This is a genomic window from Streptomyces corallincola (genome assembly GCF_019104725.1).
In the GTDB taxonomy this organism is placed as follows: Bacteria; Actinomycetota; Actinomycetes; order Streptomycetales; family Streptomycetaceae; genus Streptomyces; species Streptomyces corallincola.
Map to the genome: position 1 here is coordinate 116,962 of NZ_JAHRXF010000008.1, position 26,668 is coordinate 143,629.

Annotated in this window: 27 protein-coding genes; 17 read left to right on the forward strand and 10 right to left on the reverse strand. The window is 71.5% G+C overall.

Going from position 1 to position 26,668, the window contains the following annotated elements:
- Complete coding sequence (locus KUM39_RS08425; RefSeq protein WP_217784805.1) at positions 1 to 1,371, forward strand: RDD family protein; 1,371 nt, start codon at positions 1 to 3, stop codon at positions 1,369 to 1,371.
- A gap of 138 nt (positions 1,372 to 1,509) precedes the next feature.
- Positions 1,510 to 2,307, forward strand: coding sequence for an RDD family protein (locus KUM39_RS08430; RefSeq protein WP_217784806.1), 798 nt, complete (start codon positions 1,510 to 1,512; stop codon positions 2,305 to 2,307).
- A 90-nt stretch (positions 2,308 to 2,397) separates the two neighbouring features.
- Here the strand turns inward: KUM39_RS08430 and KUM39_RS08435 are convergent, their stop codons facing one another.
- Positions 2,398 to 2,688, reverse strand: a complete 291-nt coding sequence (locus tag KUM39_RS08435) for a hypothetical protein (protein ID WP_217784807.1) — start codon at positions 2,686 to 2,688, stop codon at positions 2,398 to 2,400.
- 396 nt (positions 2,689 to 3,084) lie between these two features.
- Here KUM39_RS08435 and KUM39_RS08440 point away from each other — a divergent pair, with 396 nt between their 5' ends.
- Both KUM39_RS08440 and KUM39_RS08445 read left to right on the forward strand, forming a co-directional pair.
- The gene (locus KUM39_RS08440; RefSeq protein ID WP_217784808.1) at positions 3,085 to 5,463 is read left to right on the forward strand and encodes an immune inhibitor A domain-containing protein; all 2,379 of its coding nucleotides are present in this window, start codon (positions 3,085 to 3,087) and stop codon (positions 5,461 to 5,463) included.
- Between the two features lie 121 nt (positions 5,464 to 5,584).
- Positions 5,585 to 5,905: a hypothetical protein gene (locus KUM39_RS08445; protein ID WP_217784809.1), complete on the forward strand. Its 321-nt coding sequence runs from the start codon at positions 5,585 to 5,587 to the stop codon at positions 5,903 to 5,905.
- 21 nt (positions 5,906 to 5,926) lie between these two features.
- On the opposite strand, the gene KUM39_RS08450 is transcribed toward KUM39_RS08445, so the two are convergent.
- Positions 5,927 to 6,520 carry an isochorismatase family protein gene (locus KUM39_RS08450; protein ID WP_217784810.1) on the reverse strand — a complete coding sequence of 198 codons (594 nt, stop codon included), beginning with the start codon at positions 6,518 to 6,520 and terminating at the stop codon, positions 5,927 to 5,929.
- Positions 6,521 to 6,605: 85 nt separating this feature from the next.
- Complete coding sequence (locus KUM39_RS08455; RefSeq protein ID WP_217784811.1) at positions 6,606 to 7,952, reverse strand: nicotinate phosphoribosyltransferase; 1,347 nt, start codon at positions 7,950 to 7,952, stop codon at positions 6,606 to 6,608.
- Between the two features lie 56 nt (positions 7,953 to 8,008).
- Between KUM39_RS08455 and clpS the strand changes: the two genes are divergently transcribed.
- The 8 genes from clpS (at position 8,009) to KUM39_RS08495 (ending at position 15,436) form a co-directional block, all read left to right on the forward strand.
- Positions 8,009 to 8,326: an ATP-dependent Clp protease adapter ClpS gene (gene clpS / locus KUM39_RS08460; RefSeq protein WP_217784812.1), complete on the forward strand. Its 318-nt coding sequence runs from the start codon at positions 8,009 to 8,011 to the stop codon at positions 8,324 to 8,326.
- A gap of 11 nt (positions 8,327 to 8,337) precedes the next feature.
- Positions 8,338 to 8,940, forward strand: a complete 603-nt coding sequence (locus KUM39_RS08465; RefSeq protein WP_217784813.1) for a DUF2017 domain-containing protein — start codon at positions 8,338 to 8,340, stop codon at positions 8,938 to 8,940.
- Positions 8,941 to 9,300: 360 nt separating this feature from the next.
- Complete coding sequence (locus KUM39_RS08470) at positions 9,301 to 10,746, forward strand: amino acid permease (protein WP_217784814.1); 1,446 nt, start codon at positions 9,301 to 9,303, stop codon at positions 10,744 to 10,746.
- 135 nt (positions 10,747 to 10,881) lie between these two features.
- Positions 10,882 to 11,304, forward strand: coding sequence for a M67 family metallopeptidase (locus KUM39_RS08475; protein ID WP_217784815.1), 423 nt, complete (start codon positions 10,882 to 10,884; stop codon positions 11,302 to 11,304).
- A 168-nt stretch (positions 11,305 to 11,472) separates the two neighbouring features.
- The gene (locus tag KUM39_RS08480) at positions 11,473 to 11,751 is read left to right on the forward strand and encodes a MoaD/ThiS family protein (protein WP_217784861.1); all 279 of its coding nucleotides are present in this window, start codon (positions 11,473 to 11,475) and stop codon (positions 11,749 to 11,751) included.
- 8 nt (positions 11,752 to 11,759) lie between these two features.
- Positions 11,760 to 12,710: a PLP-dependent cysteine synthase family protein gene (locus KUM39_RS08485; protein ID WP_217784816.1), complete on the forward strand. Its 951-nt coding sequence runs from the start codon at positions 11,760 to 11,762 to the stop codon at positions 12,708 to 12,710.
- Positions 12,711 to 13,034: 324 nt separating this feature from the next.
- Positions 13,035 to 14,852, forward strand: coding sequence for a S53 family peptidase (locus KUM39_RS08490; protein WP_217784817.1), 1,818 nt, complete (start codon positions 13,035 to 13,037; stop codon positions 14,850 to 14,852).
- A gap of 137 nt (positions 14,853 to 14,989) precedes the next feature.
- Positions 14,990 to 15,436: a hypothetical protein gene (locus tag KUM39_RS08495; protein ID WP_217784818.1), complete on the forward strand. Its 447-nt coding sequence runs from the start codon at positions 14,990 to 14,992 to the stop codon at positions 15,434 to 15,436.
- Between the two features lie 58 nt (positions 15,437 to 15,494).
- Here KUM39_RS08495 and KUM39_RS08500 read toward each other — a convergent pair whose 3' ends face one another.
- On the reverse strand, positions 15,495 to 15,968 hold the full coding sequence (locus tag KUM39_RS08500; RefSeq protein ID WP_217784819.1) for a type II toxin-antitoxin system PemK/MazF family toxin: 474 nt from the start codon (positions 15,966 to 15,968) through the stop codon (positions 15,495 to 15,497).
- A 263-nt stretch (positions 15,969 to 16,231) separates the two neighbouring features.
- Here KUM39_RS08500 and KUM39_RS08505 point away from each other — a divergent pair, with 263 nt between their 5' ends.
- Complete coding sequence (locus tag KUM39_RS08505) at positions 16,232 to 16,984, forward strand: MBL fold metallo-hydrolase (RefSeq protein ID WP_217784820.1); 753 nt, start codon at positions 16,232 to 16,234, stop codon at positions 16,982 to 16,984.
- Positions 16,985 to 17,053: 69 nt separating this feature from the next.
- On the opposite strand, the gene KUM39_RS08510 is transcribed toward KUM39_RS08505, so the two are convergent.
- Both KUM39_RS08510 and KUM39_RS08515 read right to left on the reverse strand, forming a co-directional pair.
- Positions 17,054 to 18,316, reverse strand: a complete 1,263-nt coding sequence (locus tag KUM39_RS08510) for a PTS transporter subunit EIIC (protein ID WP_217784821.1) — start codon at positions 18,314 to 18,316, stop codon at positions 17,054 to 17,056.
- Between the two features lie 165 nt (positions 18,317 to 18,481).
- Complete coding sequence (locus tag KUM39_RS08515) at positions 18,482 to 19,771, reverse strand: PTS transporter subunit EIIC (RefSeq protein ID WP_217784822.1); 1,290 nt, start codon at positions 19,769 to 19,771, stop codon at positions 18,482 to 18,484.
- A gap of 224 nt (positions 19,772 to 19,995) precedes the next feature.
- Between KUM39_RS08515 and KUM39_RS08520 the strand changes: the two genes are divergently transcribed.
- The 3 genes from KUM39_RS08520 to KUM39_RS08530 all read left to right on the forward strand — a co-directional run bounded on the left by KUM39_RS08520 (position 19,996) and on the right by KUM39_RS08530 (position 21,669).
- The gene (locus KUM39_RS08520; protein ID WP_217784823.1) at positions 19,996 to 20,229 is read left to right on the forward strand and encodes a PTS sugar transporter subunit IIB; all 234 of its coding nucleotides are present in this window, start codon (positions 19,996 to 19,998) and stop codon (positions 20,227 to 20,229) included.
- A gap of 94 nt (positions 20,230 to 20,323) precedes the next feature.
- Positions 20,324 to 21,061 carry a ribonuclease PH gene (rph, locus tag KUM39_RS08525; protein WP_217784824.1) on the forward strand — a complete coding sequence of 246 codons (738 nt, stop codon included), beginning with the start codon at positions 20,324 to 20,326 and terminating at the stop codon, positions 21,059 to 21,061.
- Positions 21,062 to 21,264: 203 nt separating this feature from the next.
- On the forward strand, positions 21,265 to 21,669 hold the full coding sequence (locus KUM39_RS08530; RefSeq protein WP_217784825.1) for a hypothetical protein: 405 nt from the start codon (positions 21,265 to 21,267) through the stop codon (positions 21,667 to 21,669).
- Positions 21,670 to 21,708: 39 nt separating this feature from the next.
- Here the strand turns inward: KUM39_RS08530 and KUM39_RS08535 are convergent, their stop codons facing one another.
- Entirely contained in the window at positions 21,709 to 22,431 is a 723-nt protein-coding gene (locus tag KUM39_RS08535) for a DUF1707 SHOCT-like domain-containing protein (protein WP_217784826.1), read from the reverse strand.
- A gap of 177 nt (positions 22,432 to 22,608) precedes the next feature.
- On the opposite strand from KUM39_RS08535, the gene KUM39_RS08540 reads away from it, so the two are divergent.
- On the forward strand, positions 22,609 to 23,544 hold the full coding sequence (locus KUM39_RS08540) for a TerC family protein (RefSeq protein WP_217784827.1): 936 nt from the start codon (positions 22,609 to 22,611) through the stop codon (positions 23,542 to 23,544).
- Positions 23,545 to 23,570: 26 nt separating this feature from the next.
- On the opposite strand, the gene KUM39_RS08545 is transcribed toward KUM39_RS08540, so the two are convergent.
- Genes KUM39_RS08545 through KUM39_RS08555 form a run of 3 tightly spaced genes read right to left on the reverse strand, consistent with a single transcriptional unit; the run spans position 23,571 to position 26,345 of the window.
- Positions 23,571 to 24,572: an ABC transporter ATP-binding protein gene (locus KUM39_RS08545; protein WP_308288087.1), complete on the reverse strand. Its 1,002-nt coding sequence runs from the start codon at positions 24,570 to 24,572 to the stop codon at positions 23,571 to 23,573.
- Positions 24,573 to 24,598: 26 nt separating this feature from the next.
- Positions 24,599 to 25,552, reverse strand: a complete 954-nt coding sequence (locus KUM39_RS08550; protein WP_372455725.1) for an ABC transporter permease — start codon at positions 25,550 to 25,552, stop codon at positions 24,599 to 24,601.
- Positions 25,545 to 26,345: an ABC transporter permease gene (locus tag KUM39_RS08555; RefSeq protein WP_217784828.1), complete on the reverse strand. Its 801-nt coding sequence runs from the start codon at positions 26,343 to 26,345 to the stop codon at positions 25,545 to 25,547. Before KUM39_RS08555 ends, KUM39_RS08550 begins: the two co-directional genes overlap by 8 nt.
- Between the last annotated feature and the right edge of the window lie 323 nt (positions 26,346 to 26,668).

Genomic DNA, 26,668 nt, shown 5'->3' on the forward strand with positions numbered 1-26,668 from the left:
ATGAGCGCCCCCACTCCGGACCCCGGTGACGACAGGCCCCGCGAGGGCTACTACCCGGACCCGTCCATCCCCGGCTACGTCCGGTACTGGAACGGCGCCTCCTGGGTGCCGGGCACCAGTCGGCCGGCCCCGGCGGACGGCGCCCCGCTCGTACCGCCCGGTGGGACCCGTCCGGCACCGGTGTCCCCGGCGCCCGTCGAGGAGACGGGGCCGCACTTCTTCGACGAGGACCCGCAGCCGGGGGCGCCGGGTCCGGGGCGGCTCGGGGCCTCGGCGCCGGGCGGGCCGGTGCGGGGGGCGCCGTGGGGCGCGGACCCGCGCGTACCGGGCGGCGACTCGGGCCCCTCCGGCGGTGACGCCGGTGGCGACACCGCCGGGCCGCCCGATCCGGGGACGTTCGTCTTCCGGCGGCCGGTGCCGGGCCCGGCGGCCGGGGCGGACCGGGGCGCGCCGGGGTTCGGGCCCGCGCCGGACGGTTTCCCCGCGCAGGGTCCGGTGGTCGCGCCGGGAGCGGACGGCCGGGGTGCGGGAAGCGCGGGCGGCAGCCCCGGCTTCGGCGCGGGGAAGGCCGCCGCGGCACGCGCCGCCGCCGGACAGCCCGCGCAGGCACCGGCACAGGCACCGCCACAGGGTGCCCAGGCGCCCCGGGCCCAGCAGTCCGGGTACGCCTTCCCGCCGGTCGCGTCCGCCGCCACGGCCCCGCCCTTCCCCGCGCAGGCCCAGCAGCCCGCCGGTGCCGGGACGCCCCTGACCGCCGGGCCGGGCGGCGGCCAGGCCTCCTGGGCCCAGCAGGTGCACCAACTCGCCGGGGGCGCCGACGAGCAGCCGGTGGCGCCGTGGAAACCGCCGGTCGAGGACGTGTTCCAGGCCGCCGCCCGGCGCCGGGCGGCGGTCCGCCCCGCCGGACTCGGCAAGCGGTTCGCGGCCCGGCTGATCGACAGCGTGGTGGTCGGCGCGGTCACCGCGGCGGTCGCCGTCCCGCTCGGCACCGGCGCGCTGGACCACGTACGGCAGAAGATCGACGAGGCGCGGCTGTCCGGCCGTGAGGTGACGGTCTGGCTGCTGGACGGCACCACCGGCACCGCGCTCGCCCTGGTCCTCGGCACGCTGCTGGTCTCGGGGGTGCTCTACGAGGTGCTGCCCACCGTGAAGTGGGGCCGCACCCTGGGCAAGAAGCTGTGCGGCCTGGAGGTCCGGGACATCGAGGCGCACGAGCCCCCGATGTTCGGCGCCGCCCTGCGCCGCTGGCTGGTCTACAGCGTGCCCGGACTCCTCGGCATCGGGATCGTCGGCGTGCTCTGGGGCGCCTTCGACCGGCCCTGGCGGCAGTGCTGGCACGACAAGGCCGCGCACACCTTCGTCGCCGACTGAGCCCCGGCCCGGTGGAGACCCCCGGTCCGGCTGAGCCCCGGCCCCCTGCGGGACATCCCGCAGGGCATCCCCGTACGGCTTCCCCCGTACGGCCTGCCGCCGGATGCGGGGGCCGGGGGTTCGCGGTCCACTCGGGCCATGAGCAGCCAACCGCCCCCCGGCTCGGGGGAGCAGCCCCCCGAGGACGACCCGTTCCGGAAACGGCCCCCGGCGGACCGGCCGGACCAGGGGACGGGCTCGCCGTACGACGCCCCGCAGCCGCCCCCGCCCCCGCCGCCCGGCGGTGACCGGGCACCCTCCTGGTCCGACCGTCAGCCGCCCCCGCACGACGGCGGACAGCCGCCTCCCGGCGGCGGCAGCCCCTACGGCGGCAGCCCTTACGGGGGCGCACCCGGAGGGGGAAGCCCTTACGGGGGCAGCCCCTACGGGGGACCGGGCGGCGGTCCCCACGGGGGCGGACCGGGTCGCCCCGGTGACCCCCTCGCCGGGATGCCCCCGCTCGCCGACAGCGGACGCCGCGTCCTCGCCCGCGTCATCGACCTGATCCTGGTCGGCATCGTCGTCTGGCTGGTCACCTGGGCGTTCGGTGTGCACGAGTACGACGTCAGCGCGGAGCGCGTGGACACCGGCCGTTCGCTGTGGCAGTCGGTCGTGGCGGCCGTGCTCTACGTCGCGTACGACACGTTCATGATCGCGCGCACCGGCCAGACCCTCGGCAAGAAGTGGCTGAAGATGCGCGTCGCCAACCTCGGCGACGGCGCCAACCCCTCGATGCAGAACTCCCTGCTGCGCGCCCTGGTGCTGTGGCTGCCGTTCGCCTTCTGCTGCGCCTGCGTCTGGACCGCGATCTGCGGCGGCTGGAGCTTCTTCGACAAGCCCTACAAGCAGGGTCTGCACGACAAGGCCGCCAAGACGGTCGAGGTCAGCACGCGTTGAGGAGCGCCGAGCCCAAGTCGTTGATCAGCGAGGCCGGTTGAGGGAACGCGAGCCGCGCGGGACGGTACGGAGCCGTCCCGCGCGGCCTCGTCACAACTTGCTCGGCACCCGCCTGCCGGACCCGCGGCGGCTCTGTGCCGGGACATGCCGGGCCGCCTCCGCCTCCTGCGGACCCGGTTCGGCCTCGGCGTCCCGCGCGGCGGCGCGTGGCACGGGCAGGGGCACCGTCATCGCCACCAGGACGCCCAGGGCGAGGGCGGCCAGGGCGATCACGGCGATCCCGATGCCCGAACCCGTCTGCGAGAGCAGCAGCATGGCGAGCGTCGAGAAGATCACGGTGCACGAACCGTAGGCGAGCTGTGCGGGGGTCGGACGAGGCATGGCAATCGTGTCCTCGGGAGATGGAGATGGTGCCGTTCGTCTCTCTCCGCCCTGCATGCCCGAGCCACGCACCCGGTAAGCACGACCTTACCCACGGTGCCGGTGCACAGGGGGCGCACCGGTTCACGCGTTCCGGAGGACGGACGGTCGTACGCGCCCGGCGGCGGTCGCCGGAGGCCGGAGCCCTGCCTTCCGCTCGACGATGTCCACGTGTTCGTAAAGCGGACACCCCAAGTCCATAGTGCAGTTGTCCTGTTCAAGTCAAGATCTGTTTTTTCTTCTAAACCTCTAGTCAAATTACGTCACTTGATTACACGCGTTGATCGTGCGCGCACGGATGCTCTCCGTCACCCAGGACTCCTCAGTCCGTGCGCGCGGCGCTGGGGAGGACCTCAAGTGACCAGCAGAACCTGGACGTTCAGAGCCACGGCCATCGGCGTCGCGCTCGCGGCGGCATCCGCCACCTTCGCGACCTTCGCCGTCGCCGAGGCGAGCACCATGACCGGGGGGGACGCGGCCGTGACCCGGCACGACCCGGCGCCGGTCGCCCAGAAGGCGCACGACCTGGACGGTCCGCTGAGCAAGACGCAGAAGGCGCAGCGCCAGGAAGCCCTGAACCAGCTCATCGACGGCAAGGCCAAGGCGCAGGAGCGCAACGGCTCGAAGGTCGTGCAGCTGAAGGGCGCGAAGGGCAAGAACGGCAAGAAGGGCGACGGCAAGTTCGTCGAGCTGAGCCGGGAGAAGACCGACAAGATCTTCACCATCCTGGTCGAGTTCGGTGACCAGACCGACCCGAAGTACGGCGGCACCGCCGGTCCCCGGCACAACAAGATCGCCGAGCCGGACCGCTGGGACGACAACTCCACGGCCTGGCAGAAGGACTACAACCAGAAGCACTTCCAGAACCTCTACTTCGGCACCGGCAAGAAGACCGAGTCGCTGAAGAAGTACTACGAGAAGCAGTCCTCGGGCCGCTACTCGGTGGACGGCGAGGTCTCGGACTGGGTCAAGGTCCCCTACAACGAGGCCCGTTACGGCAACAACGCCTGCGGTTCCAGCAACTGCACCAGCGTGTGGAACGTCGTCCGCGACGGTCTGAACGCCTGGACCGCGCAGCAGAAGGCGGCCGGCAAGTCCGACGCCGCCATCAAGGCCGACCTGGCCCAGTACGACCAGTGGGACCGCTACGACTACGACGGCGACGGCGACTTCAACGAGCCGGACGGCTACATCGACCACTTCCAGATCGTGCACGCCGGTGAGGACGAGTCCGCCGGTGGCGGCGCGCAGGGCACCGACGCGATCTGGGCGCACCGCTGGTACGCCTTCGGCAGCGACGCCGGTGCGACCGGCCCGGCGGGCAACAAGCTCGGCGGCGCGCAGGTCGGCAACTCCGGTATCTGGGTGGGCGACTACACCATCCAGCCGGAGAACGGCGGCCTCGGCGTCTTCGCCCACGAGTACGGTCACGACCTCGGTCTGCCGGACGAGTACGACACCGCGGGCGGTGACAACTCCACCGGTTTCTGGACCCTGATGTCCTCCGGCTCCTGGCTGGGCACCGGCAAGGAGTCCATCGGTGACCTGCCGGGCGACATGAACGCCTGGGACAAGCTCCAGCTCGGCTGGCTGACCTACGACACCGCCAAGGCGGGCGTCTCCTCCTGGCACAAGCTGGGTCTCGCGGAGTACAACACCAAGTACCGTCAGGCGCTGGTGGTCTCGCTGCCGCAGAAGGCCGTCACCACCCAGGTCGTCACCCCGGCGCAGGGCGCCACCCAGTGGTGGAGCGGCAGCGGCGACGACCTGAAGAACACCCTCACCCGGTCGGTGGACCTGACCGGCAAGTCCGCGGCCTCGCTGACCCTGGACGGCTGGTACGACATCGAGCAGGACTACGACTTCCTGTACACCGAGGTCTCCACGGACGGCGGCGCCAACTGGACCGCGCTGGACGGCACGGTGGACGGCAAGGCCATCCCGCGTGACGGCTCGGGCAAGCCCGGCCTGACCGGCTCGGTGGACTCCTACAAGAAGCTCGTCTTCCCGCTCGACGCCTACGCCGGCAAGAAGTTCCAGCTCCGCTTCCGCTACCAGACGGACGGCGGCCTGGCGCTCAAGGGCTTCGCCGCCGACGAGATCACGGTGACCGCCGACGGCGCCGCGGTGTTCTCCGACAACGTCGAGTCCGCCGACCCGGCCTGGACCGCGAACGGCTTCTCCCGCATCGGCTCGTCCATCACCAAGGACTACAAGCAGTACTACATCGCCGAGAACCGGCAGTACGTCTCGTACGACACCACGCTCCAGACCGGCCCGTACAACTTCGGTTCGGCCAAGCGCCCCGACTGGGTCGAGCACTACGCGTACCAGAACGGCCTGTTGATCTGGAAGTGGGACACCTCCCAGGCGGACAACAACACCAACTCCGCCAGCGGTCACCCCGGTACCGGTCTGATCCTTCCGATCGACGCCCACCCGACCGCGCTGAAGTGGTCCGACGGCACCCTGATGCGCAACCGCATGCAGGCGTACGACTCGACCTTCGGCCTGGCCCGCACGGACGCCCTCACGCTGCACAAGGCGGACGTCGCCACCAAGATCAAGTCCCTGCCCGGTGTGCCGGTCTTCAACGACCACGCCAACACCTACTGGGACCCGGCGAACCCGACCGGTGGTGTGAAGGTCACTGACACCAACACCAAGATCAAGGTCACCAAGGAGGCCAAGGACGGCTCCACGGTCGAGCTCGAAGTTGGCCCCGCGATGAAGTAGCGGACGTTTCCGCAGGTCAGAAACGTATCGGCGGCGACCCCCTAGCGGGTCGCCGCCGTTCGTGTTTAGGTGCGTCCTGTGGCTCGCTTATTGACACCTTACGGAACGGGGACGTGACCGCATGGCCGCAGGAGGCTTCAGCAGACTGCCGAACGGCACCGTGGTGGTGGCACTCAACCTGCCCAGCCCGCTCGCCGGTGCCGATGGTGTCCGGGTCCTCGTCCACGCCCACAACCGCGCCCGCGCCCTGACCCGGCTGCGCAACCTCGGCCTCCGCGCGATCTACCTCCGCGGCAACACGGCCCCGCCCACCCCGGACGAGATCACCGCCGTGCTGCACCATCCCGACGGCCTGATATGGCGCACCACGCCCGACCCCACCCCCAACGAGCTGTGGCACCCCATCCGGGCCCTCCTCCGCCAGAGCCCGGCCTGGTCGTGAGGGTCCGCCCGGCGGGCCGGTTCAGGCCGTGACCACCGGTGTGCCCGTCAGGGTGATGCCCGCCGCGCGGAACTCCTCCAGGGCGCGGTCCGTGGTGTCGCGGGACACCCCGGCGGTGAGGTCCAGCAGGACGCGGGTGCGGAAGCCCTCGCCCGCCGCGTCCAGGGCGGTGGCGCGGACGCAGTGGTCGGTGGCGATGCCGACCACATCGACCTCGTCCACGTCCCGGTCGCGCAGCCAGGCGGCCAGCGCCGTACCCGTCTCGTCGGTGCCCTCGAAGCCGGAGTAGGCGGCGGAGTAGGCGCCCTTGCCGAAGACGGCCTCGACGGCACCGGAGGCGACGGCCGGGGCGAAGTTGGGGTGGAAGCCGACGCCCTCGGTGCCCGCGACGCAGTGGGCGGGCCAGGAGTGGACGAAGTCGGGGTCGTCGGCGAAGTGGCCGCCCGGCGCGATGTGGTGGTCGCGGGTGGCGACCACGTGCTGGTACCCGGCGCCCGCCGCCTGTCCGATCAGCTCGGTGATCGCGGCGGCCACGTCCGCACCGCCGGACACCGCGAGGCTGCCTCCTTCGCAGAAGTCGTTCTGCACATCGACGACGATCAGGGCGCGGCGCATGGTGTGTCCTTCGACGCAGGGGTGACCCGCCGAGCCTAGAAGCTTCCGGCCCGGTGCGGGAGGGGGCGGGGGAGGGGCGCGGTGGTCACACCGTCTCCGGGGCGTGGACGTACTCCGTCGGCAGAACCGGTTCGCCCCGGGAGAGCTGGGTCGCGGACAGGGGCAGTCCGGCGCGTGCGGCGATGTGCCGGTCGCGGGCCACGTCCAGCGGCTCGCGGGCGACGACCCGGCCGCCCCGGACCAGCGGGACCAGGAGCTGCCGGTCGGCCAGCGCGGCCGGGACGGGCCCGGTGCCGACGATCTCCGCCTCGGCCACCCCGGCGGCGTCCAACCGGCGCGCGGCCCACTTGCGTCCGCCCCGCGAGGACTTGCCCCCGCTGGACTTCTTCGCCACCGGCACCAGCGGCGCCGCCGGATCGGCGGTGTCGGCGCGGGCGACCAGCTTGTACACCATCGAGCAGGTCGGATGCCCCGACCCGGTGACCAGCTGGGTGCCCACGCCGTACGCGTCCACCGGCGAGGCGGCCAGTGAGGCGATGGCGTACTCGTCCAGGTCGGAGGTGACCACGATCCGGGTGCCGGTCGCGCCCAGCTCGTCCAGCTGCTGCCGTACCCGGTGGGCGACCAGCAGCAGGTCGCCGGAGTCGATGCGCACCGCGCCCAGCTCGGGCCCGGCGACCTCCACGGCGGTACGGACGGCGGCGGCGACGTCGTACGTGTCCACCAGCAGCGTCGTGTCCCGGCCGAGGGAGTCCACCTGGGCCCGGAAGGCGTCGCGCTCCTTGTCGTGCAGCAGGGTGAAGGCGTGCGCGGAGGTGCCGACGGTGGGGATGCCGTAGCGGAACCCGGCCGCGAGGTCGGAGGTGGTGGCGAAGCCGCCGACGTAGGCGGCGCGCGCGGCGGCGACGGCCGCCAGCTCGTGGGTGCGCCGGGCGCCCATCTCGATCAGCGGCCGTCCGCCCGCCGCCGAGGCCATCCGGGACGCGGCGGCGGCGATGGCGGAGTCGTGGTTGAGGATGGAGAGGATCACCGTCTCCAGCAGCACGCACTCCGCGAAGCTGCCCTCCACCCGCATGACGGGCGAGCCGGGGAAGTACACCTCGCCCTCGGGGTAGCCCCAGATGTCACCGGTGAACCGGTAGTCCGCGAGCCAGCCGAGGGTCTCCTCGTCCACGATCCCCCGCTCGCGCAGGAAGGCGAGGACGGGGGCGTCGAAGCGGAAGTTCTCCACCGCGTCCAGCACCCGGCCGGTCCCCGCGACCACGCCGTAGCGGCGGCCCGACGGCAGCCGCCGGGTGAAGACCTCGAACACGCTGCGCCGCTCGGCGGTGCCCCCGGCGAGGGCGGCGCGCAGCATCGTCAGCTCGTACTGGTCCGTGAAGAGTGCCGTCGAGGGGACGTCCACCGGCAGCCCAAGGTCCGCTGTGTTCATGGCAGGCATCGTACCCCCATTTCGTCAGTGTGACGATTTCGAGGGTGCGTGGCAGCATGGGCACTGTGACGTCACCCGCTCCCGTAGAGATCGAACGCACCGAACCGGCGGAGGAGGTCTTCGCCGTACCCGAGCCCGATCTCCCCTGGGTCACGATCGTTCACAACGATCCGGTGAACCTGATGAGCTACGTGACGTACGTCTTCCAGGCCTACTTCGGTTACCCGAAGGAAAAGGCCACCAAGCTCATGCTCGACGTCCACCACAAGGGCCGGGCGGTCGTCTCCAGCGGGTCCCGCGAGGAGATGGAACGCGACGTGCAGGCGATGCACGGCTACGGACTGTGGGCCACCCTCCAGCAGGACCGGAAGTAGCGACCGACCCCATGCCCGGACACTTCGAACCGATCCCCGGCGGCGGCGCGGCCGTCGCCCTCGACGACGTCGAGATCTCCATCATCCGCTCGCTGGCCGTGCAGCTCCTGGAGCTGATCGGCCCCGGCCCGGCCGCCGACGCCTCCGACGACCCGCTGGCCGAGCTGTTCGCGGAGGGCCCGAGCGAGCCGCCCTCCGACCCGGTGCTGCTGCGTCTCTTCCCGGACGCGTACGGCGACCCCGAGCGGACCCCCGCCACCGCCGAGGAGGCGGACGAACTGCGGGCGCACGCCGCCGAGTTCCGCCGCTTCACGGAGAACGACCTGCGCACCGGCAAGCGGGAGAACGCCCTCGCGGTGGTCCGCGACCTCGACGCGCTCGCCCCGTCCGGCGAGGGCGCGGTGCTGAAGCTGGCCCCGGCGGAGTCGCACCGCTGGCTCGGCACCCTCAACGACCTGCGCCTGGCCATCGGCTCCCGGCTGGAGATCTCCGACGAGGACGACAGCGACCTCCTCTTCCGGCTCCCGGACACCGATCCGCGCAAGCCGATGGTGATGGCGTACCTCTGGCTCGGCGGACTCCAGGAGACCCTGGTCACGACCCTGATGCCGTGACCTGATGCCGTGACCTGGGCGAACGCGGTGCGCGTTCGCTCAGGGGACGCTCAACTCCGGATAACGATCCCGTCACCCCGACGGCGCCCTTTGCCGTTTTAGGGCGCCTTTTGTGCGCCTTTTCCTGTGTGATGACCCACAGCGGACTCCTCGTACCGGCCGGTCGGTCGTGATAGATCTTCACGACCGCCCGGTCCGGCACCACCCATGCCCGGTCCGGGTGCGCCACCGAGCCGGCGACCGCCGGCCAGGCGGGAACGGGTCCGCGAACCCGTTCGACTCCATCAGTCCGGGGGGATCGAGAACCGGTCCGAGGCCGACGAGACGGCCGGGGCCGGTATGGAGAAAGGCGCACCACACATGACCTCTGAGAAGGTCGCGGCCGGGTCCGGCGAGGACGCGGCGGCCCCCGAGGAGGGCTACGAGCGCGGTCTCGGCAGCCGTCAGGTCCAGATGATCGCCATCGGCGGCGCGATCGGCGTCGGCCTCTTCCTGGGCGCCGGGGCGAACATCGCCAAGGCCGGTCCCAGTCTGATCATGATGTACGCGCTGGCGGGCGTGATCATCTTCTTCATCATGCGGGCGCTCGGCGAACTGCTGCTCTACCGCCCGGTCTCCGGCTCCTTCGCGGAGTACTCCCGCGAGTTCCTGGGCCCGTTCTTCGGCTACTTCACCGGCTGGACGTACTGGCTGATGTGGGTGGTCACCGGCATGGCCGAGCTGACGGCCGCCGCCATCTACGTGCACTACTGGTTCCCCGGCGTCCCGCAGTGGGTGACCGCCCTGGTCTTCCTGGTCGTGCTGTTCACCGCCAACCTGATCTCGGTGAAGCTGTTCGGCGAGATCGAGTTCTGGTTCTCGATGGTCAAGGTCACCGCGCTGATCGGCATGATCGTGATCGGTCTCGGCGTGCTGACCTTCGGGTTCAGCGCGGCCGGTGACACCGCGTCGGTGTCCAACCTCTGGGAGTTCCACGGCTTCTTCCCGCACGGCATCGGCTCCTCGCTGATGACGCTCCAGGGCGTGATGTTCGCCTACCTCGCCGTCGAGCTGGTCGGTGTCACCGCGGGCGAGTCGGAGAACCCGGAGAAGACGCTCCCGAAGGCGATCAACACCCTGCCCTGGCGGATCGCGCTGTTCTACGTCGGTGCCCTGACCGTCATCCTGTGCGTGGTGAAGTGGACCGAGTTCGCCCCCGGGGTCAGCCCGTTCGTGAAGGCGTTCGCGGTCATCGGTATCCCGGCGGGCGCGGGCATCGTCAACTTCGTGGTGCTCACCGCCGCGCTGTCCTCCTGCAACTCCGGGATGTACTCCACCGGCCGCATGCTGCGCGTCCTCGCGGACAACAAGGAGGCCCCGCGCCTCTTCGCCCGGCTGTCCTCGACGAAGACCCCCGCGCTCGGCATCACCGTCTCCACGCTCTTCATGGGCATCGGCGTGGTCCTCAACTACGTCGTCCCGGAGAAGGCGTTCGGGTACGTGACCTCGGTCGCCACCGCCGCCGGCATCTGGACCTGGCTGATGATCCTGATCAGCCACGTCCGCTACCGCCGCGCGGTCGTCGCCGGTCGGCTGCCCGCCTCCCGCTTCCCGGCCCCCGGCGGCGCGGTCTGCTCGTACATCGCCATCGCCTTCCTCCTCTTCGTCACCGGCCTCATCGCCTACGACCCCGACTCGCGGGTCTGTCTGTACGTGATGGGCGTCTGGGCGCTCGCGCTGATCGTCGGCTGGCTGGTGCTGCGCACCCGCGTGCCCGGCTCCGAGGCCTCGGACGAGCGGCCGGGACTGCTCGACAAGGTCGGCTGACCGCCGTACGGACCCTCTCCGCAGGACGTCCGGCCGCCGGGGCCGCCCGGCGGCCACCGCTCAGGGCGTCCGGCATGCGGGCCGTCCCGTACCACGCCTCGGTACGGGACGCCCCGCGCGCATATCCTGGCCCGCATGCTGACGCTGACCCAGGAGCTGTACGACCGGATCGTCGCCCACGCGCGCGCGGACCACCCCGACGAGGCGTGCGGCGTGGTCGCGGGCCCGGCGGGCACCGACCGGCCCGAGCGGTTCGTGCCCATGCTGAACGCGGCCCGCTCGCCCACCTTCTACGAGTTCGACTCCCTGGACCTGCTGAAGCTGTACCGGGAGCTGGACGACCGCGACGAGGAGCCGGTGATCGTCTACCACTCCCACACCGCGACCGAGGCGTACCCCTCCCGCACCGACATCGGCTACGCCAACGAGCCCGGCGCGCACTACGTCCTGGTCTCCACCGCCGACACCGACGGGCTCGGTGACTTCCAGTTCCGCTCCTTCCGCATCCTCGACGGCGAGGTCACCGAGGAGGAGGTCCGGGTGGTGGAGGCGTACTGAGGCCGAGACGTACGGAGCGCCGGGGGCTGCCGGTCCCCTCGGGGTCCCACCCAGTGGGCGCGATACGTCCGGTATGTGGGACCGCACTCGGGGGACCGGGCCGGGAATCTATACGATGACCGCATGGTTCCGAACGACGACGAACCCTTCCGACAGGAGCCCGCCATCATGGCCATCGAGGTCCGCATCCCCACCATCCTGCGCCAGTACACCGACGGCGAGAAGGCCGTCCAGGGCGCCGGGGGCACCCTCGCCGACCTGTTCGCCGACCTGGAGACCCGGCACACGGGCATCCAGGCGCGCATCGTGGACGAGGGCAAGCTGCGCCGCTTCGTGAACGTGTACCTGAACGACGAGGACGTGCGCTTCGTGGACGGCATCGACACCAAGCTGGCCGACGGCGACACCGTGACGATCCTGCCGGCCGTGGCCGGCGGCATGGTCTGAGCGACGGGATGCGCTACGACTCCCCGCTGGCCGCGGTGGGCAACACCCCTCTGGTGCGCCTGCCGCGGCTCTCGCCGTCCGCCGAGGTCCGGATCTGGGCCAAGCTGGAGGACCGCAACCCGACCGGCTCGGTGAAGGACCGCCCCGCGCTGCACATGGTCGAGCAGGCGGAGAAGGACGGCCGCCTCACCCCCGGCCGCACCATCCTGGAGCCGACCAGCGGCAACACCGGCATCTCGCTGGCGATGGCCGCGCGGCTCAAGGGCTACCGCATGGTGTGCGTGATGCCGGAGAACACCTCGCGGGAGCGCCGGGACCTGCTGGCCATGTGGGGCGCCGAGATCATCTCCTCGCCCGCCGCCGGCGGCTCCAACACCGCCGTGCGCGTCGCCAAGGAGCTGGCCGCCGAGCACCCGGACTGGGTGATGCTCTACCAGTACGGCAACCCGGACAACGCGGGCGCCCACTACGCGGGCACCGGCCCGGAGATCCTCGCCGACCTGCCCTCGGTCACCCACTTCGTCGCCGGGCTCGGCACCACCGGCACCCTGATGGGCGTCGGCCGCTATCTGCGCGAGCACAAACCGGACGTACGCATCGTCGCCGCCGAACCCCGCTACGACGACCTCGTGTACGGCCTGCGCAACCTCGACGAGGGCTTCGTGCCCGAGCTGTACGACGCCTCGGTGCTCACCACCCGCTTCTCGGTCGGCTCCGCCGACGCGGTGGCCCGTACCCGCGAACTCCTCCAGCAGGAGGGCATCTTCGCGGGCGTCTCCACCGGCGCGGCGCTGCACGCGGCGATCGGCGTCGGCCGCAAGGCGGTGCGGGCGGGGGAGAGCGCGGACATCGTCTTCGTGGTCGCGGACGGCGGCTGGAAGTACCTCTCCACCGGCGTCTACACGGCCGCCACCACCGAAGAGGCCATCGAGACCCTGCACGGCCAGCTCTGGGCCTGATCCCGGTCGCACCCCGTCCCCGTACCGTTCCCGCGCGCGCGTCCCGCTGACGCCCGTCGCCGCCGGAACACGTTCCAAGCGCGTGCCAGCCCCCTCCTATGAGGGGGCCAACCGCTTTCCATGTACGGGCAAAGAAACTCCTGCGGTACTGCCGGTCGCCGGGCGCCGGAAGCTACGTTCCTCCCGCACCTGACGTGTCGTGTCCATGCGGCCCGCCGGTGCTCTGAGTGTCATGCCCATGACTGCGCAGTACCACCGCCGCTACGCGCGTCACGTGCCTGCCCCTCCAGCGAGTCACCCCACTCCCCGACGGAGGCAGTACCCATGCGTGAAACCCGCCCGGAAGGGCGCGGACGGAGTCTGCGAAGACTCTTCGCCGTCGCCCTCCCCTCCCTGGCCCTCACCGTCGCCGGTCTGGCCGCCGCACCCGTCGCCGGTGCCGCCCAGCCCGCCGCCGCGCACCCGGTGACCACCCGTGCCACCCAGAACGCGAAGGCGCTCACCGCGCCCGACCGGCAGATCTTCCACACCACCGGCAAGGCCGGGCAGAAGGTCCCCACGACCCACCTCTGCGCCACCGCCGCGCCCGGTCACGCCTCCTGCTTCGCGCAGCGCCGTACCGACATCAAGCAGCGCCTCGCCTCGTCGCTCGCCGCCGCCGCGCCCTCCGGGCTCTCCCCGGCCAACCTGCACAGCGCCTACAACCTGCCCTCCACGGGCGGTTCCGGCCTGACGGTCGCCGTCGTGGACGCCTACAACGACCCCAACGCCGAGGCGGACCTGGCCACGTACCGGTCCCAGTTCGGCCTGTCGGCGTGCACCAAGGCCAACGGCTGCTTCAAGCAGGTCAGCCAGACCGGCTCCACCACCTCGCTGCCGACCAACGACACCGGCTGGGCGGGCGAGGAGGCGCTCGACCTGGACATGGTCAGCGCGGTCTGCCCGAACTGCAACATCGTCCTGGTCGAGGCCAAGTCCGCGAACGACACCGACCTCGGCATCGCCGAGAACGAGGCCGTCGCGCTCGGCGCCAAGTTCGTCTCCAACAGCTGGGGCGGTGACGAGGCGTCGGGCCAGACCACCGAGGACACCCAGTACTTCAAGCACCCCGGTGTCGCCATCACCGTCTCGGCGGGCGACTCCGCCTACGGCGCCGAGTACCCGGCCACCTCGCAGTACGTGACCGCCGTCGGCGGCACCGCGCTCACCACCGCGTCCAACTCCCGCGGCTGGTCGGAGTCGGTGTGGCACACCAGCTCCACCGAGGGCACCGGCTCCGGTTGCTCCGCGTACGACCCCAAGCCGACCTGGCAGACGGACACCGGCTGCGCCAAGCGCATGGAGTCCGACGTCTCCGCGGTCGCCGACCCGGCCACCGGCGTGGCCGTCTACACCACCTACGGCGGCTCCGGCTGGGCGGTCTACGGCGGCACCAGCGCCTCCGCGCCGATCATCGCCGGGGTCTACGCCCTGGCGGGCACCCCGGCCGCCGGTGACTACCCGGCGAAGTACCCGTACGCCCACACGGCGAACCTGAACGACGTCACCACCGGCAGCAACGGCTCCTGCACCACCTCGTACTTCTGCACCGCGCGTGCCGGGTACGACGGGCCGACCGGCTGGGGCACCCCGAACGGCGTGACCGCGTTCACCTCCGGCGGCTCCACGGGCGGCGGCGGTGGCACCGGCACCTGCACGGCCGCCCAGCTGTTCGCCAACCCCGGCTTCGAGTCCGGCAACACCGGCTGGACCGCGTCGTCCGGCGTCATCACCAACGACACCGGTGAGGCCGCGCACGGCGGTTCGTACAAGGCGTGGCTCAACGGCTACGCCCAGGCGCACACCGACACGGTCACCCAGTCGGTGACCGTCCCGGCCGGGTGCAGGGCCACGTTCACCTTCTACCTGCACATCGACACCGCCGAGACCGGTTCGACCGCCTACGACAAGCTGACGGTCACCGCCGGTTCGACGACCCTGGCCACGTACTCCAACGTGAACGCGGCCTCGGGCTACAGCCAGAAGTCCTTCGACCTGTCGTCCTTCGCGGGCCAGACGGTCACCGTGAAGTTCACGGGCGTCGAGGACTCCTCGCAGCAGACGAGCTTCGTCGTGGACGACACCGCCCTGACGACCGCCTGACCGGCCCGCCCTCCCCGACGGCTCCCATATCCGGAACTTTCCGCTCCGGATGCGGGAGCCGTTTCGCGTGCTCGTACGTCTCACCGGTACCCAGGGCACCGGCGACCCGCCGGGCACGGCAGAGAAGAGGCACCCCCATGCTGTTGGCACGCCGTACGACGACGTTCACCGCCCTCGCGGCGGCAGCGCTCCTCCTCACCGGATGCGGCGCGGGGACCGGATCGGCGGACAAGGGCGCACCGAAGGCGCCCCCCTCTCACTCCACGGGCACCTGCGCGTCGCACGTGGAGCTGACCGCCGCCGACAACGGGCACACGGTGTGCGTCACCCGGGGCGGCGAGGTCCGGCTCACCCTGGACGGCACCAAGGACCGCCCCTGGGCCGGGCCCACCGTCACCGGCGGCTCCCTCACCGCGATCAACGCGGGCCTGGTCCTCCGGCCCGGCGACGCGACCGCCGCCTACTCCGCCCAGGCCCCCGGCACCAGCACGCTCACCTCCTCCCGCCCCCTCTGCGCCCAGAAGCCGGGCGAGATGTCCTGCAAGGGTCTCCAGTCCTGGACCGCGACGGTGCGGGTGAAGTAGCGAACACCCGCCGAGGGAGGGGCGGTTGGGGAGCGCGGGGTGCCGCGGTGCCGGTCGGTCAGTCCGCGAGGTGCCTGAGCCGCTTCCAGAGGTCCGGGTCGAGGGTGCCCGCCCTGCGGCGGAAGTCGGCGACCGGGACCTCGCGGAGTTCGTCGGTGCGCAGGAAGCTCGGGCGGCCCCGGGCGTCGTCCACCGCGCCGGGCGGGAGGGGGATGGCGCCGGGGCGGGCGTCCTGGTTCCTGCTGGTGATCTTGGCGACGGTCGCCCGGTCGCCCCGTACCGCCAGCACCAGGCACGGCCGGTCCTTGGACTCGGGGCGGTCCTCGTAGGGGACCTCGGCCCACCAGATGTCACCCGGTGACGGACGGGTGGCCGTCGTACGCCGGTCGTCCCGGCCGCGCGGGCGGGACGGCGGGCGGGAGGCGCGGCGACGGCGGCGGCTGCGATGCCCCCGGCCCCAGCCGTCGATCAGCGAGGCGAGCAGCGCGAGCAGCACCACCGCGCCGAGCGCGAGCCACCAGGACGTGTCCATGAGGACGACGGTACCGGCGCGCGTCCGGCGGCGCGCGCCCTTCCCCCACGCCCGCACGCCCTCCGGTCCAGCCGAACCGGTGACGGCGCAGGTGAGTTCGCCCACAACCGCCGGGAGCAGAGGAGCGGCCCGTCCCCCGGCGCCGTACGCTCGACGGACCGTACGGTCACCCACCGTGCGTCCGTCATCCGTTCTCCCGTGCCGTCTCCGAGTCACCCCTCCCTCCCGCACACCCGGTTCCCGCCTACGGAGGTTTCTGCTTCATGAAGCTCACCGTCGTCGGCTGCTCGGGGTCGTTTCCGTCCGCGGACTCGGCCTGTTCGAGCTACCTCGTCGAGGCCGACGGCTTCCGGTTGCTGCTCGACATGGGCAATGGCGCCCTGGGCGAGTTGCAGCGCCACTGCGGTCTCTACGACCTCGACGCGATCTTCCTCAGCCATCTGCACGCCGACCACTGCATCGACATGTGCGCCTACTTCGTCGCGCGGTACTACCGCCACGAGGGCGGGCGCTGCGAGCCCCTCCCGGTGTACGGCCCCGAGGGCACCGAGCACCGGCTGACCACCGCCTACGCGGACACGCCCTCCGCGTCCGCGATGAGCGAGGTCTTCGACTTCCGCACGGTCAAGCCGTCCAGCTTCGAGGTCGGCCCGTTCACCGTGCACACCGAGCGGGTGCGGCACCCCGTCGAGGCGTACGCGATCCGGGTCGAGCACGCGGGGCGATCCCTGGTGTACTCCGGCGACACGGGGATCTCCCCGGCGCTGGAGCGACTCGCCCGCGGCGCCGACCTGTTCCTCTGCGAGGCCGCGTTCACGGACGGCAAGGAGGACATCCCCGACCTCCATCTCAACGGCCGCGAGGCCGGTGAGACCGCCTCCCGCGCGGGCGCCCGCCGTCTGGTCCTCACCCACATCCCGCCCTGGACCGACCCCGGGATCAACCTCGCGGACGCCCGCGCGGCCTTCGCGGGGCCGGTGGAACTGGCGGTGCCCCGCCGGACGTACGAGATCTGACCTCCCGGTACGCGGACGAGGCCCCGGAACCGATCGGTTCCGGGGCCTCGTCCGAGAGGTGCGGGGGGCTCACGCCCCGGTGAGGTCGTCCACTTCCTCCTCCGGTTCGCGGCCCGGTGTCCTGAGGTCGAACCGCACGATGGCGAAGCGGAAGAGGACGTAGTAGACGACCGCGAACACCAGGCCGATCGGGATGATCAGCCAGGGCCTGGTGGCGAGGCTCCAGTTCAGCCCGTAGTCGATCGCGCCCGCCGAGAAGTTGAAGCCGTCGTGCACGCCCAGCGCCCAGGTGATCGCCATCGAGGCGGCGGTGAGGACCGCGTGCACCGCGTACAGCACCGGCGCGACGAACATGAACGAGAACTCGATGGGCTCGGTGACACCGGTGAAGAACGAGGTCAGGGCGAGCGAGACCATCATGCCCAGCACGGCCTTGCGGCGCTCGGGGCGGGCCGCGTGCGCCATCGCCAGCGCGGCGGCGGGCAGGCCGAACATCATGATCGGGAAGAAGCCGGACATGAACATTCCGGCGCCGGGGTCGCCGTGCAGGAAGCGGTTGTAGTCGCCGTTGAAGACTGTGCCGTCGGGCGCCTTGAAGCTGCCGATCTGGAACCAGGCGACGGTGTTGACGAACTGGTGCATGCCGATGGGGATCAGACCGCGGTTGACCAGGCCGAACAGGGCCGCACCGGCGGCACCGAGACCGGTGATCCACTCGCCGAAGTGCGTGATGCCCCGGCCGATCGGCTCCCAGACCAGGGAGAACACCACGCCGACGAGCAGACCGACGAAGGCCATCAGGATCGGCACCAGGCGACGGCCGTTGAAGAAGCCGAGCCAGTCCACCAGCCGCTTGCGGTGGTACCGCTGCCAGACCACGGCGGACAGCAGGCCCATGATGATGCCGCCCAGCACACCGGGGTCGTTGTACGACGCCGCGACGATCTGGCCCTTCTCGATGTGCTCCGGGACGAGCGGGAACGCCTGGATCACCTTGCTGTAGACCAGGAAGCCGACCAGTGCGGCGAGCGCGGTGGAGCCGTCCGCCTTCTTGGCGAAGCCGATGGCCACACCGATGCAGAACAGCAGGGGCAGGCTGCTGGTGAGGGCACCACCGGCCGCGCCGAAGACGGTGGCGACCCGGTCCCAGCCGAGCCCGTCCTTGCCGAAGATGTCGTCCTGGCCCAGCCGCACCATGATGCCCGCCGCCGGGAGCACGGCGATCGGGAGCTGGAGGCTGCGGCCGATCTTCTGCAGACCCTGGAACAGGCCGGAGCCCCGCTTCCTCGCGGGAGCCGCCGTGCCGGTGGCGGTGGCGGTGGCGGTGCTCATGAATCCTCCATCGGGGTGGTCTACACCACCAGGTGGTGTAGACCTGTTGTAGCACGATGAAGGCGGATGAGGAACCCGCTGTTCCGCCACCGTGAAGTCACGCGCCGTGCAGGTCACATGGGGTTCCGGGGCTGTCGCCTGACCGCCGGAGCCGACGGTGCGTCGTCAGACCTTGGTCGTGTCCTCGACATCCTCCGCCGGCTCGCGGCCCGGTGTCCTGAGGTCGAACCTCGTGATGGCGAAGCGGAAGACCGTGTAGTAGACGGCGGCGAAGCACAGGCCGATGGGGATGATCAGCCAGGGGCGGGTGGCGAGGTTCCAGTTGATGACGTAGTCGATGAGACCGGCGGAGAAGGCGAAGCCGTCATGGACGCCGAGCGCCCAGGTGACCGCCATCGAGACGCCGGTCAGCACCGCGTGCACCGCGTAGAGGACGGGGGCGATGAACAGGAAGCTGTATTCGAGCGGTTCGGTGATGCCGGTCACGAACGAGGTCAGCGCGACCGACAGCATCAGCCCGCCGACCTCCTTGCGCCGCTCGGGGCGCGCGCAGTGCGTGATGGCGAGGGCCGCCGCCGGGAGGGCGAACATCATGATCGGGTAGAAGCCCGAGGTGAACTGCCCCGCGTCGGGGTCGCCCGCGAGGAACATGTTGATGTCACCGTGCACCACCGTCCCGTCCGGCTTGGTGTAACTGCCGAACTGGAACCAGATGGGCACGTTGAGGAACTGGTGCAGCCCGATCACCAGCAGCGCCCGGTTCGCCACGCCGAAGATCCCCGCACCCCACGGCCCCGCGTCCCGCAGCCACCGGCTGAACGTCTCCAGTCCCGCGCCGACCGGCGGCCACACCCACAGGCACACGATGGCGAAGAGGATTCCGGCGAACGCCATCATGATCGGCACCAGCCGCCGCCCGTTGAAGAAGCCCAGCCAGTCCACCAGCCGGGTCCGGTGGAACCTCGCCCACAGGAACGCGGCCAGCAGTCCCATCACGATCCCGCCGAACACACCGGGGTTCTGGAAGGTGAACGCGGTCACCGAACCGTCCCGGACCTGGCAGCCGACGTTCGCCACCGCCGTCGAACCGCCGGGGCAGTCCTCGGGGAACTGGCGCAGCACTCCGTAGTAGACGAGGAAACCGGCGACCGCCGCGAGCGCCGTCGAGCCGTCCGATTTCTTCGCCATGCCGATGGCCACGCCCACGCAGAACAGCAGCGGCAGCCCCAGCGAGCCGTCGAGCAGCGCGCTGCCCGCGCCCAGCATCACCTTCGACACCGCCGTCCAGCCGAGGCCGTCCGCCCCGACCACGCCCGGCTGTCCGAGCCCGGTGAGCAGACCCGCCGCCGGGAGCACCGCGATGGGCAACTGGAGACTCCGGCCCATCTTCTGGAGCCCCTGGAACAACCGGCCCCAGCGGGCGCGCCCCGGACCCGCCGCGTACTCGCTGCTCATCGGCGTCTCCCTGGCCCGCAGGCCCCCGGTGCGGTGGCGGTCGGTCCCGTGGCCGCTCGGTCCCGCGGCGGTTTGGTGGCCGTCCGCGCGGTGGTGTAGACCAGTCGGCGGACGGTTCCGCTGTCGTGACCGCCATCTTCCGGCGCTCCGCGGCGCGACCGCTCGCATTGATGGGCCAACTGTGGGTTACTGCGACAAAGCGGTTCGGATCAGGGAGAAAGAGCATGGCCAGCAAGGCTGAGAAGATCGTCGCCGGGCTCGGCGGCATCGACAACATCGACGAGATCGAGGGCTGCATCACCCGGCTGCGCACCGAGGTGCACGACCCCTCCCTGGTGGACGACGCCGCCCTGAAGGCCGCGGGCGCGCACGGCGTCGTGAAGATGGGCACCGCGATCCAGGTCGTCATCGGCACCGACGCGGACCCGCTCGCGGCGGAGATCGAGGACATGATGTAGTCCGCGCCGCACCTTCCCGGCGTCCGGGGCTTCTCCGGCCGGGGCTTCCTCCTGCGGGGGAGGCCCCTCGCCGTGCTGCCGATAGGGTTCGGGCATGTCTCGAATCGACGGCCGCACCCCCGAACAGCTCCGCCCCGTCACCATCGAACGCGGCTGGAGCAAGCACGCCGAGGGCTCCGTCCTCGTCTCCTTCGGCGACACCAAGGTCTTCTGCACCGCCTCGGTCACCGAAGGCGTCCCGCGCTGGCGCAAGGGCAGCGGAGAGGGCTGGGTCACCGCGGAGTACGCCATGCTCCCCCGCGCCACCAACACCCGCGGCGACCGCGAGTCCGTGCGCGGCAAGATCGGTGGCCGCACCCACGAGATCTCCCGCCTGATCGGCCGCTCGCTGCGCGCCGTCATCGACTACAAGGCGCTCGGCGAGAACACCATCGTCCTCGACTGCGACGTCCTCCAGGCCGACGGCGGCACCCGCACCGCCGCCATCACCGGCGCGTACGTCGCCCTCGCGGACGCCGTCGCCTGGGCGCAGGGCCGGAAGCTGATCAAGGCCGGGCGCAAGCCGCTGACCGGCACCGTCTCCGCCGTCTCCGTCGGCATCGTCGGCGGCGTCCCGCTGCTCGACCTCTGCTACGAGGAGGACGTGCGGGCCGACACCGACATGAACGTCGTCTGCACCGGTGACGGCCGGTTCGTCGAGGTCCAGGGCACCGCCGAGGCCGAGCCGTTCGCCCGCGACGAGCTGAACTCCCTGCTCGACCTCGCCGTCAGCGGCTGCGACGACCTCGCCACCATCCAGCGGGCCGCGCTGGAGGCGACGCGGGAGCGGTAGAGCCCGTCCGCACACTCCCGCCCGCCCCCGCCCCCGGCCCGCCCTCGGCCCCGGCTCTCCGGTTTCCCGGTTTCGGGGCGGGCGCGGGCGCAACCCGCCCCACCCCTGAGGCGTCCCTACGGGTACGGGCGCGCGGCCACAACCCGCGCGCCCGTGCTGTCATATCGTCGTACCGCCGTCGTATCCAGGAGGGGACCCGCTTCATGGCCGTCCGCCGAAGCCGCCGCGCCGCGCTGCTCGCGGTGGTGGCCACCGCCGCGCTGCTCACGGGCTGCGGCTCCGGGCACCCGGCCCCGGACTGCCTGCGGACCGCCGACGCCATCGCGGACGGCGTCACCGGTCTTCAGCAGGCCGTGGAGGAGACGCCCGCCGACACGGGCCGCGCGGGCGACTCGCTCGACACCATCGACCGCGAACTCCGCACCATCGACACCGATGACGGCACCGGCGGCACCGGCGCGGACGACACCGCTCTCCGTACCGCCGTGGACCGCGTCGGCGGCGCCGCCGCGACCGTACGCCGCTCCCTGCACGCCGGTGACCGCTCCCCGGACACCGGCCCCCTCACGGACGCGGCGGGCGAGCTGACCAAGGTGTGCAAGCCGTGACCACGTCCGTCACCGGAGCGCGGCGGTGGGGCGGAGCGGTCAGAAGTCGTCGTTCTCCCGCCGCCCCCGGTGGAGTTCGTGCCGTGACTGGCGGCGCTCGACCCGCTCCTGGCGGCGCTGCTCCCTGAGCCGCTGCCGCTCGGCCCGGCTCACCTTGCGCTCCACGCCGACGCCGCCCCAGAAGGCGAAGCCGGTGATGACCACGCGGGGCGCGCCCGGCTCGGGCACGTCGTCGCCGCCGGGGTGTTCGAAGCCGCCCATGATGCCGATGCCGCGCACCACGACCTCGACGCCGGGCGGCACCGTCACCTGCATACCGCCCATGATCGCCACGCAGTTGATCTCCACCTCGCGGGCCGCGAAGTCCGCGTCCCGCAGGTCGATCTCACCGCCGCCGCAGAACGCGAAGGACGTGAACCTGCGGGGCACCGTCCAGCGCCCCTTGCGCTGGAACCCGCCCAGCACGGCGATCCCGCCACCCGACGAGCCCTCGCCGCCGACGATCCGGCTCGACCAACTCCCCTGCTCGGCAGGGGCCTTGGCGAACGACACCGGCACCGGGGCGACCGTGCCGCCCACCGGGAGGTCACGGGTGATCGGCGCCAGCTCCGCGTAGGTGCGCGCCTTGTACGTCGCCTCCAGCCGCTCCTCGAACTCCTCCATGTCCAGGCGCCCCTCGGCGAGGGCGTCCCGCAGCACCTCGGCCACCCGTTCACGGTCGGCGTCGGAGGCGCGGAGTTCCGGCGTTGCGTCGTCGGTCATGGCAGAAGCGTACGAGACCTCCCTCTCCGCGTACATCCTGGAGATGGCCTCCCGGACCGGCCGTCGTCTCCCGCGCGTTCGGCCGATTGCTCCGACGGAAACGCGGGGTTGTCATCAGGTGAGTGGACAAAAGGGGCGAAGGGTGCGTCTCGCGGCGTGATCGGGTAGGGGCGCGGAATGGAGACACCGCTCACTGCCTGGATCGTCCTCATCGCCTTCCTCGTGGTGGTGCTGGTCCTGGACCTCGTCGTGATCCACCGGAAGGCGACGGTGATCTCGATCAAGGAGGCCGCCCTGTGGAGCACCGTTTGGGTGCTGCTGGGCCTCGCCTTCTGCGGTCTGCTGGCGATCTGGCGGGGCCCGGGACCGGCCGAGGAGTACCTGGCGGGCTATCTCATCGAGAAGAGCCTGTCCGTGGACAACATCTTCGTCTTCGCCCTGATCTTCGGGTACTTCGGCATCCCGGACAAATACCAGCACCGGGTCCTGATGTGGGGCATCGTGGGAGCGCTCGCCATGCGGGCGGTCTTCATCATCGTCGGTGCCGCGCTGCTGGACGCCTTCCACGCCACCATCTACGTCTTCGGGGCGCTCCTGCTGCTGACGGCGGTCAAGATCCTCCGGCACGGCGCGACCCAGGTGCATCCCGACCGCAACCTCGTGCTGCGCGCCCTGCGCCGGGTGGCCCCGGTCACCGACCGGCTCCACGGCCAGCGGCTGCTGGTCAGGGTGAACGGGGTCTGGACCGTCACCCCGCTGCTGGCCGCCCTGCTCGTCATCGAGACGACCGACGTCGTCTTCGCCGTGGACAGCATCCCGGCGATCTTCGCGGTCACCCAGGACACGTTCATCGTGTTCGCCGCGAACGCCTTCTCCCTGCTCGGCATGCGCGCCGCCTACTTCCTGATCAGCGGCGCGGCCCGGCGTTTCCGGCACCTCCAGACCGGCCTCGGGGTCATCCTGGCCGGCGTCGGCGTGAAACTCCTGCTCACCGACTTCTACAAGGTGCCGGTGTGGGCGTCGCTGACGTTCATCATCGGCGTCCTCGCCGTCACCTTCGCCATCTCCTGGTACGACACCCGGGGGCCGGACCGCACGCGGCCGGACGTGTGAGCGGCACGTCGGCGCCCCCAGGTCCGTTACGACACCCCGCGCCCCGCGTACATCCTGGCGATGACCTCCTCGATGTCCGGTTCCCGGACGGACAGGTCCACCAGGGGGTAGCGCTCGGCGATGTGGGCGACCAGGGGGGCTGCCGAGCGGCCCGCCGGGAAGGCCAGCCACTGGCGTGGGCCCTCGACGCGGACCACCCGGCCGCCGGGCACCTCGACCGGCGGCAGTTCGCGTTCCAGGTCCACCACCAGGGTCCGCTCGCCCTCCGCCGCCTCGTGCAGCCCGGTGAGCGCGCCGTCGTAGACGAGTCGGCCGTGGTCGATCACCATCACCCGCGAGCAGAGCTGCTCGATGTCCTGGAGGTCGTGCGTGGTCAGCAGGACGGTGGTGCCGCGTTCGGCGTTCAGCTCCTTCAGGAAGCCCCGCACCTTCGCCTTGGAGATTACGTCCAGGCCGATCGTCGGCTCGTCCAGGTACAGCACCTCCGGGTCGTGCAGCAGGGCCGCCGCGATGTCCCCGCGCATCCGCTGGCCGAGCGAGAGCTGTCGTACGGGTACGTCCAGCAGGTCTCCCAGCTCCAGGAGTTCGACGCAGCGTTCCAGGTTCTCGCGGTAACGGGCGTCCGGGACGCGGTACATGCGGTGCGCGAGCCGGTAGGAGTCGATCAGCGGGAGGTCCCACCACAGGGTGGTCCGCTGCCCGAACACCACCCCGATCCGGTGCGCGAGGCGCCGCCGCTCCCGCGCCGGGTCGGTGCCCGCCACCCGCAACCGGCCCCCGCTCGGGGTGAGGATGCCGGTCAGCATCTTGATCGTGGTCGATTTCCCGGCGCCGTTCGGCCCGATGTACCCGACCATCTCGCCCCGCGCCACGCTGAACGACAGCGCGTCCACCGCCCGCACCTCGCGCCGCTCCCGCTTCAGGAACCCGGTCTTCCGGCGCACCTCGAAGACCTTCTCCACCCGGTCCAGCACGATGAAGTCCGCCTCCGGCGCACCCGGCGCGGCCAACGCCCCCGGTCCGGCCACTGCCTCCGGCTCGCCCGTCACTGTCCTCAGCTCCCTGTGCTCCGGTACGAATGAAGTCCCGCCCGCCACGCCAGTCCCGACAGCGCGCAGCAGGCCACCGCGACCAGCGGGGAGGCGAACGCGGTCCACCCCGGCAGGTCCAGCGGATACGGCCGCCCCAGCACGTAGCAGGCGGGCAGCCAGTTGACGAAGGCCAGCGGCAGCAGGAACGTCACCCCGCGCACCAGTTCCTTCCCGAACACCGTCGGCGGGTACTGGAGCAGCGTCGTACCCCCGTAGGTGAACGCGTTCTGCACCTCGGAGGCGTCCTGCGTCACGAACTGGAACGCCGCCCCGGCCACGAACACCGAGCAGAAGATCCCGAACCCGCTCAGCACCGTCACCGGCATCAGCAGCAGCTTCGGCGCCGTCCACACCACGTCCAGCCGGGCCAGCGCCCAGCCCAGCACCAGCGCCCCCTGGAGCACCCGGCCGATCCGGCGCGGCGAGAACCGGTCGGCGGCCACCTGCGCCAGCACCGGCGCGGGCCGCACCAGCAGCGTGTCCAGCGTGCCGTCCCGCACCCTGCGCCCCAGCCGCTCCATCGAGCCGATCGCCAGGTCCGCCAGCCCGAACGACACCGCCGACAGCCCGTACAGGAACGCCACTTCGGGCAGCGCGTACCCGCCCAGCGCCCTCACCCGCGAGAACATGAGCATGATCGCCACGAAGTCGAAGAACGTCGCCGCGAAACTCGTCAGCGTGCTCAGCGCGAAGGACGCCCGGTACGCCATCGTGGACCGCGTCCACATCGCCGCGATCAGGCCGTACGTCCGCAGCCCGGCCGCGATCCGCCCGGTCCCGGCCCACTCGCCGGACCCCGCCCGCTCACCGCCTCCGGCCCACTCGCCGGACCCCGCCCGCTCACCGCCTCCGGCGTGCTCACCCGGCGCGCTCCGTTCCCCGTGGCCGCCCGCCGCCACGCGCTCCGCCTCAGCCACCCTGGACCACCACCCGTCGTGTCGCCGCCGCCTGGATCAACCGGCCCGCGCCCAGCAGCACCACCGCCCAGGCCGCCTGGAAGGCGTACGTGCCCAGCGGATCGGCGTGCCCGAGCAGCACGTCCGCCGGGAGCTGGAGCAGCGACGACCACGGCAGCAGCCGCACGACCTCGCCGAGCGTGCCCGGAAAGACGTTCAGCGGCAGCAGCATGCCCGAGCAGAAGAAGCCGACCAGCCAGGTGATCTGCGCGACCCCGGTGCCGTCCAGCAGCCAGAACGCGGTCAGCGCGACCAGATACCGGAGCCCGAACCCCACCAGCATCGCCAGCAGCACCGCGCCCAGGAAGGCCAGCCAGGTCCCCGCGTCGCGCGGCAGATACAGCGGGAAGCAGAGCGCGCCCACCACGAACGGCACCACTCCGCGCCCCAGCAGCTGGAACATCGCCCGCCCCAGATCGGCCGCGAGCCACCAGAGCTGGAGATCGGCGGGGCGGTACAGGTCCACGGCCACGTCGCCGGTCCGGATGCGCTCCGTCAGCTCCACCTCGACACCGCCGCCCCCGATCGACAGGGTCGCCAGCAGCGCCTGCCCGATCCACACGTAGGTGAGGGCCTGCGCCTGGTCGTACCCTCCCAGGTGCGGTCGTTCGTCCCACAGCGCGCGGTACGTGTAGACAAGGATCAGTCCGAAGACCGTATTGGTGAACACCCCTGCCGCGGTGGCGGCGCGGTACGTCGCGTACCGTCTGAATCCCCCCACCGCGACGGCTCCGTACAACCGTCCCGCGCCCACACCAGTCAGCCTCCCCGGACCGCTCGACACCGAAGCGCAGGAGACTAGTGCGGAGGTACGGCGAACGGCCACGTGTTTTCCCTGGAAGCGGGCCGGAATCCGGGAACGGAAAGCCCGGCGCGAGAGTCTTCATCAGGGGCGCAACAGGCGTACGAGGCGTATGAGGCGTACGGAAAACGTACGACGCGAAACAGGAGTCCGTGCACGACATGAGCGACGAGCCGCAGCCGCAGCACCACGAGGGCGGGGCACCGGATCGACCCCTGCCGGCTGAAGGGCGGCCCGGTGAACCGGGGGGCAGCGCGGAGGGGCGCGGGGCGACG

What these genes read in the sequence shown, in the direction of transcription:
- KUM39_RS08425 (WP_217784805.1), top strand. Translation starts at nt 1, where the DNA reads ATGAGCGCCCCCACTCCGGACCCCGGTGACGACAGGCCCCGCGAGGGC.
- KUM39_RS08430 (WP_217784806.1), top strand. Translation starts at nt 1,510, where the DNA reads ATGAGCAGCCAACCGCCCCCCGGCTCGGGGGAGCAGCCCCCCGAGGAC.
- KUM39_RS08435 (WP_217784807.1), bottom strand. Translation starts at nt 2,688, where the DNA reads ATGCCTCGTCCGACCCCCGCACAGCTCGCCTACGGTTCGTGCACCGTG.
- KUM39_RS08445 (WP_217784809.1), top strand. Translation starts at nt 5,585, where the DNA reads ATGGCCGCAGGAGGCTTCAGCAGACTGCCGAACGGCACCGTGGTGGTG.
- KUM39_RS08450 (WP_217784810.1), bottom strand. Translation starts at nt 6,520, where the DNA reads ATGCGCCGCGCCCTGATCGTCGTCGATGTGCAGAACGACTTCTGCGAA.
- KUM39_RS08455 (WP_217784811.1), bottom strand. Translation starts at nt 7,952, where the DNA reads ATGAACACAGCGGACCTTGGGCTGCCGGTGGACGTCCCCTCGACGGCA.
- clpS (WP_217784812.1), top strand. Translation starts at nt 8,009, where the DNA reads ATGGGCACTGTGACGTCACCCGCTCCCGTAGAGATCGAACGCACCGAA.
- KUM39_RS08465 (WP_217784813.1), top strand. Translation starts at nt 8,338, where the DNA reads ATGCCCGGACACTTCGAACCGATCCCCGGCGGCGGCGCGGCCGTCGCC.
- KUM39_RS08470 (WP_217784814.1), top strand. Translation starts at nt 9,301, where the DNA reads ATGACCTCTGAGAAGGTCGCGGCCGGGTCCGGCGAGGACGCGGCGGCC.
- KUM39_RS08475 (WP_217784815.1), top strand. Translation starts at nt 10,882, where the DNA reads ATGCTGACGCTGACCCAGGAGCTGTACGACCGGATCGTCGCCCACGCG.
- KUM39_RS08480 (WP_217784861.1), top strand. Translation starts at nt 11,473, where the DNA reads ATGGCCATCGAGGTCCGCATCCCCACCATCCTGCGCCAGTACACCGAC.
- KUM39_RS08485 (WP_217784816.1), top strand. Translation starts at nt 11,760, where the DNA reads ATGCGCTACGACTCCCCGCTGGCCGCGGTGGGCAACACCCCTCTGGTG.
- KUM39_RS08490 (WP_217784817.1), top strand. Translation starts at nt 13,035, where the DNA reads ATGCGTGAAACCCGCCCGGAAGGGCGCGGACGGAGTCTGCGAAGACTC.
- KUM39_RS08495 (WP_217784818.1), top strand. Translation starts at nt 14,990, where the DNA reads ATGCTGTTGGCACGCCGTACGACGACGTTCACCGCCCTCGCGGCGGCA.
- KUM39_RS08500 (WP_217784819.1), bottom strand. Translation starts at nt 15,968, where the DNA reads ATGGACACGTCCTGGTGGCTCGCGCTCGGCGCGGTGGTGCTGCTCGCG.
- KUM39_RS08505 (WP_217784820.1), top strand. Translation starts at nt 16,232, where the DNA reads ATGAAGCTCACCGTCGTCGGCTGCTCGGGGTCGTTTCCGTCCGCGGAC.
- KUM39_RS08510 (WP_217784821.1), bottom strand. Translation starts at nt 18,316, where the DNA reads ATGAGCACCGCCACCGCCACCGCCACCGGCACGGCGGCTCCCGCGAGG.
- KUM39_RS08515 (WP_217784822.1), bottom strand. Translation starts at nt 19,771, where the DNA reads ATGAGCAGCGAGTACGCGGCGGGTCCGGGGCGCGCCCGCTGGGGCCGG.
- KUM39_RS08520 (WP_217784823.1), top strand. Translation starts at nt 19,996, where the DNA reads ATGGCCAGCAAGGCTGAGAAGATCGTCGCCGGGCTCGGCGGCATCGAC.
- rph (WP_217784824.1), top strand. Translation starts at nt 20,324, where the DNA reads ATGTCTCGAATCGACGGCCGCACCCCCGAACAGCTCCGCCCCGTCACC.
- KUM39_RS08530 (WP_217784825.1), top strand. Translation starts at nt 21,265, where the DNA reads ATGGCCGTCCGCCGAAGCCGCCGCGCCGCGCTGCTCGCGGTGGTGGCC.
- KUM39_RS08535 (WP_217784826.1), bottom strand. Translation starts at nt 22,431, where the DNA reads ATGACCGACGACGCAACGCCGGAACTCCGCGCCTCCGACGCCGACCGT.
- KUM39_RS08540 (WP_217784827.1), top strand. Translation starts at nt 22,609, where the DNA reads ATGGAGACACCGCTCACTGCCTGGATCGTCCTCATCGCCTTCCTCGTG.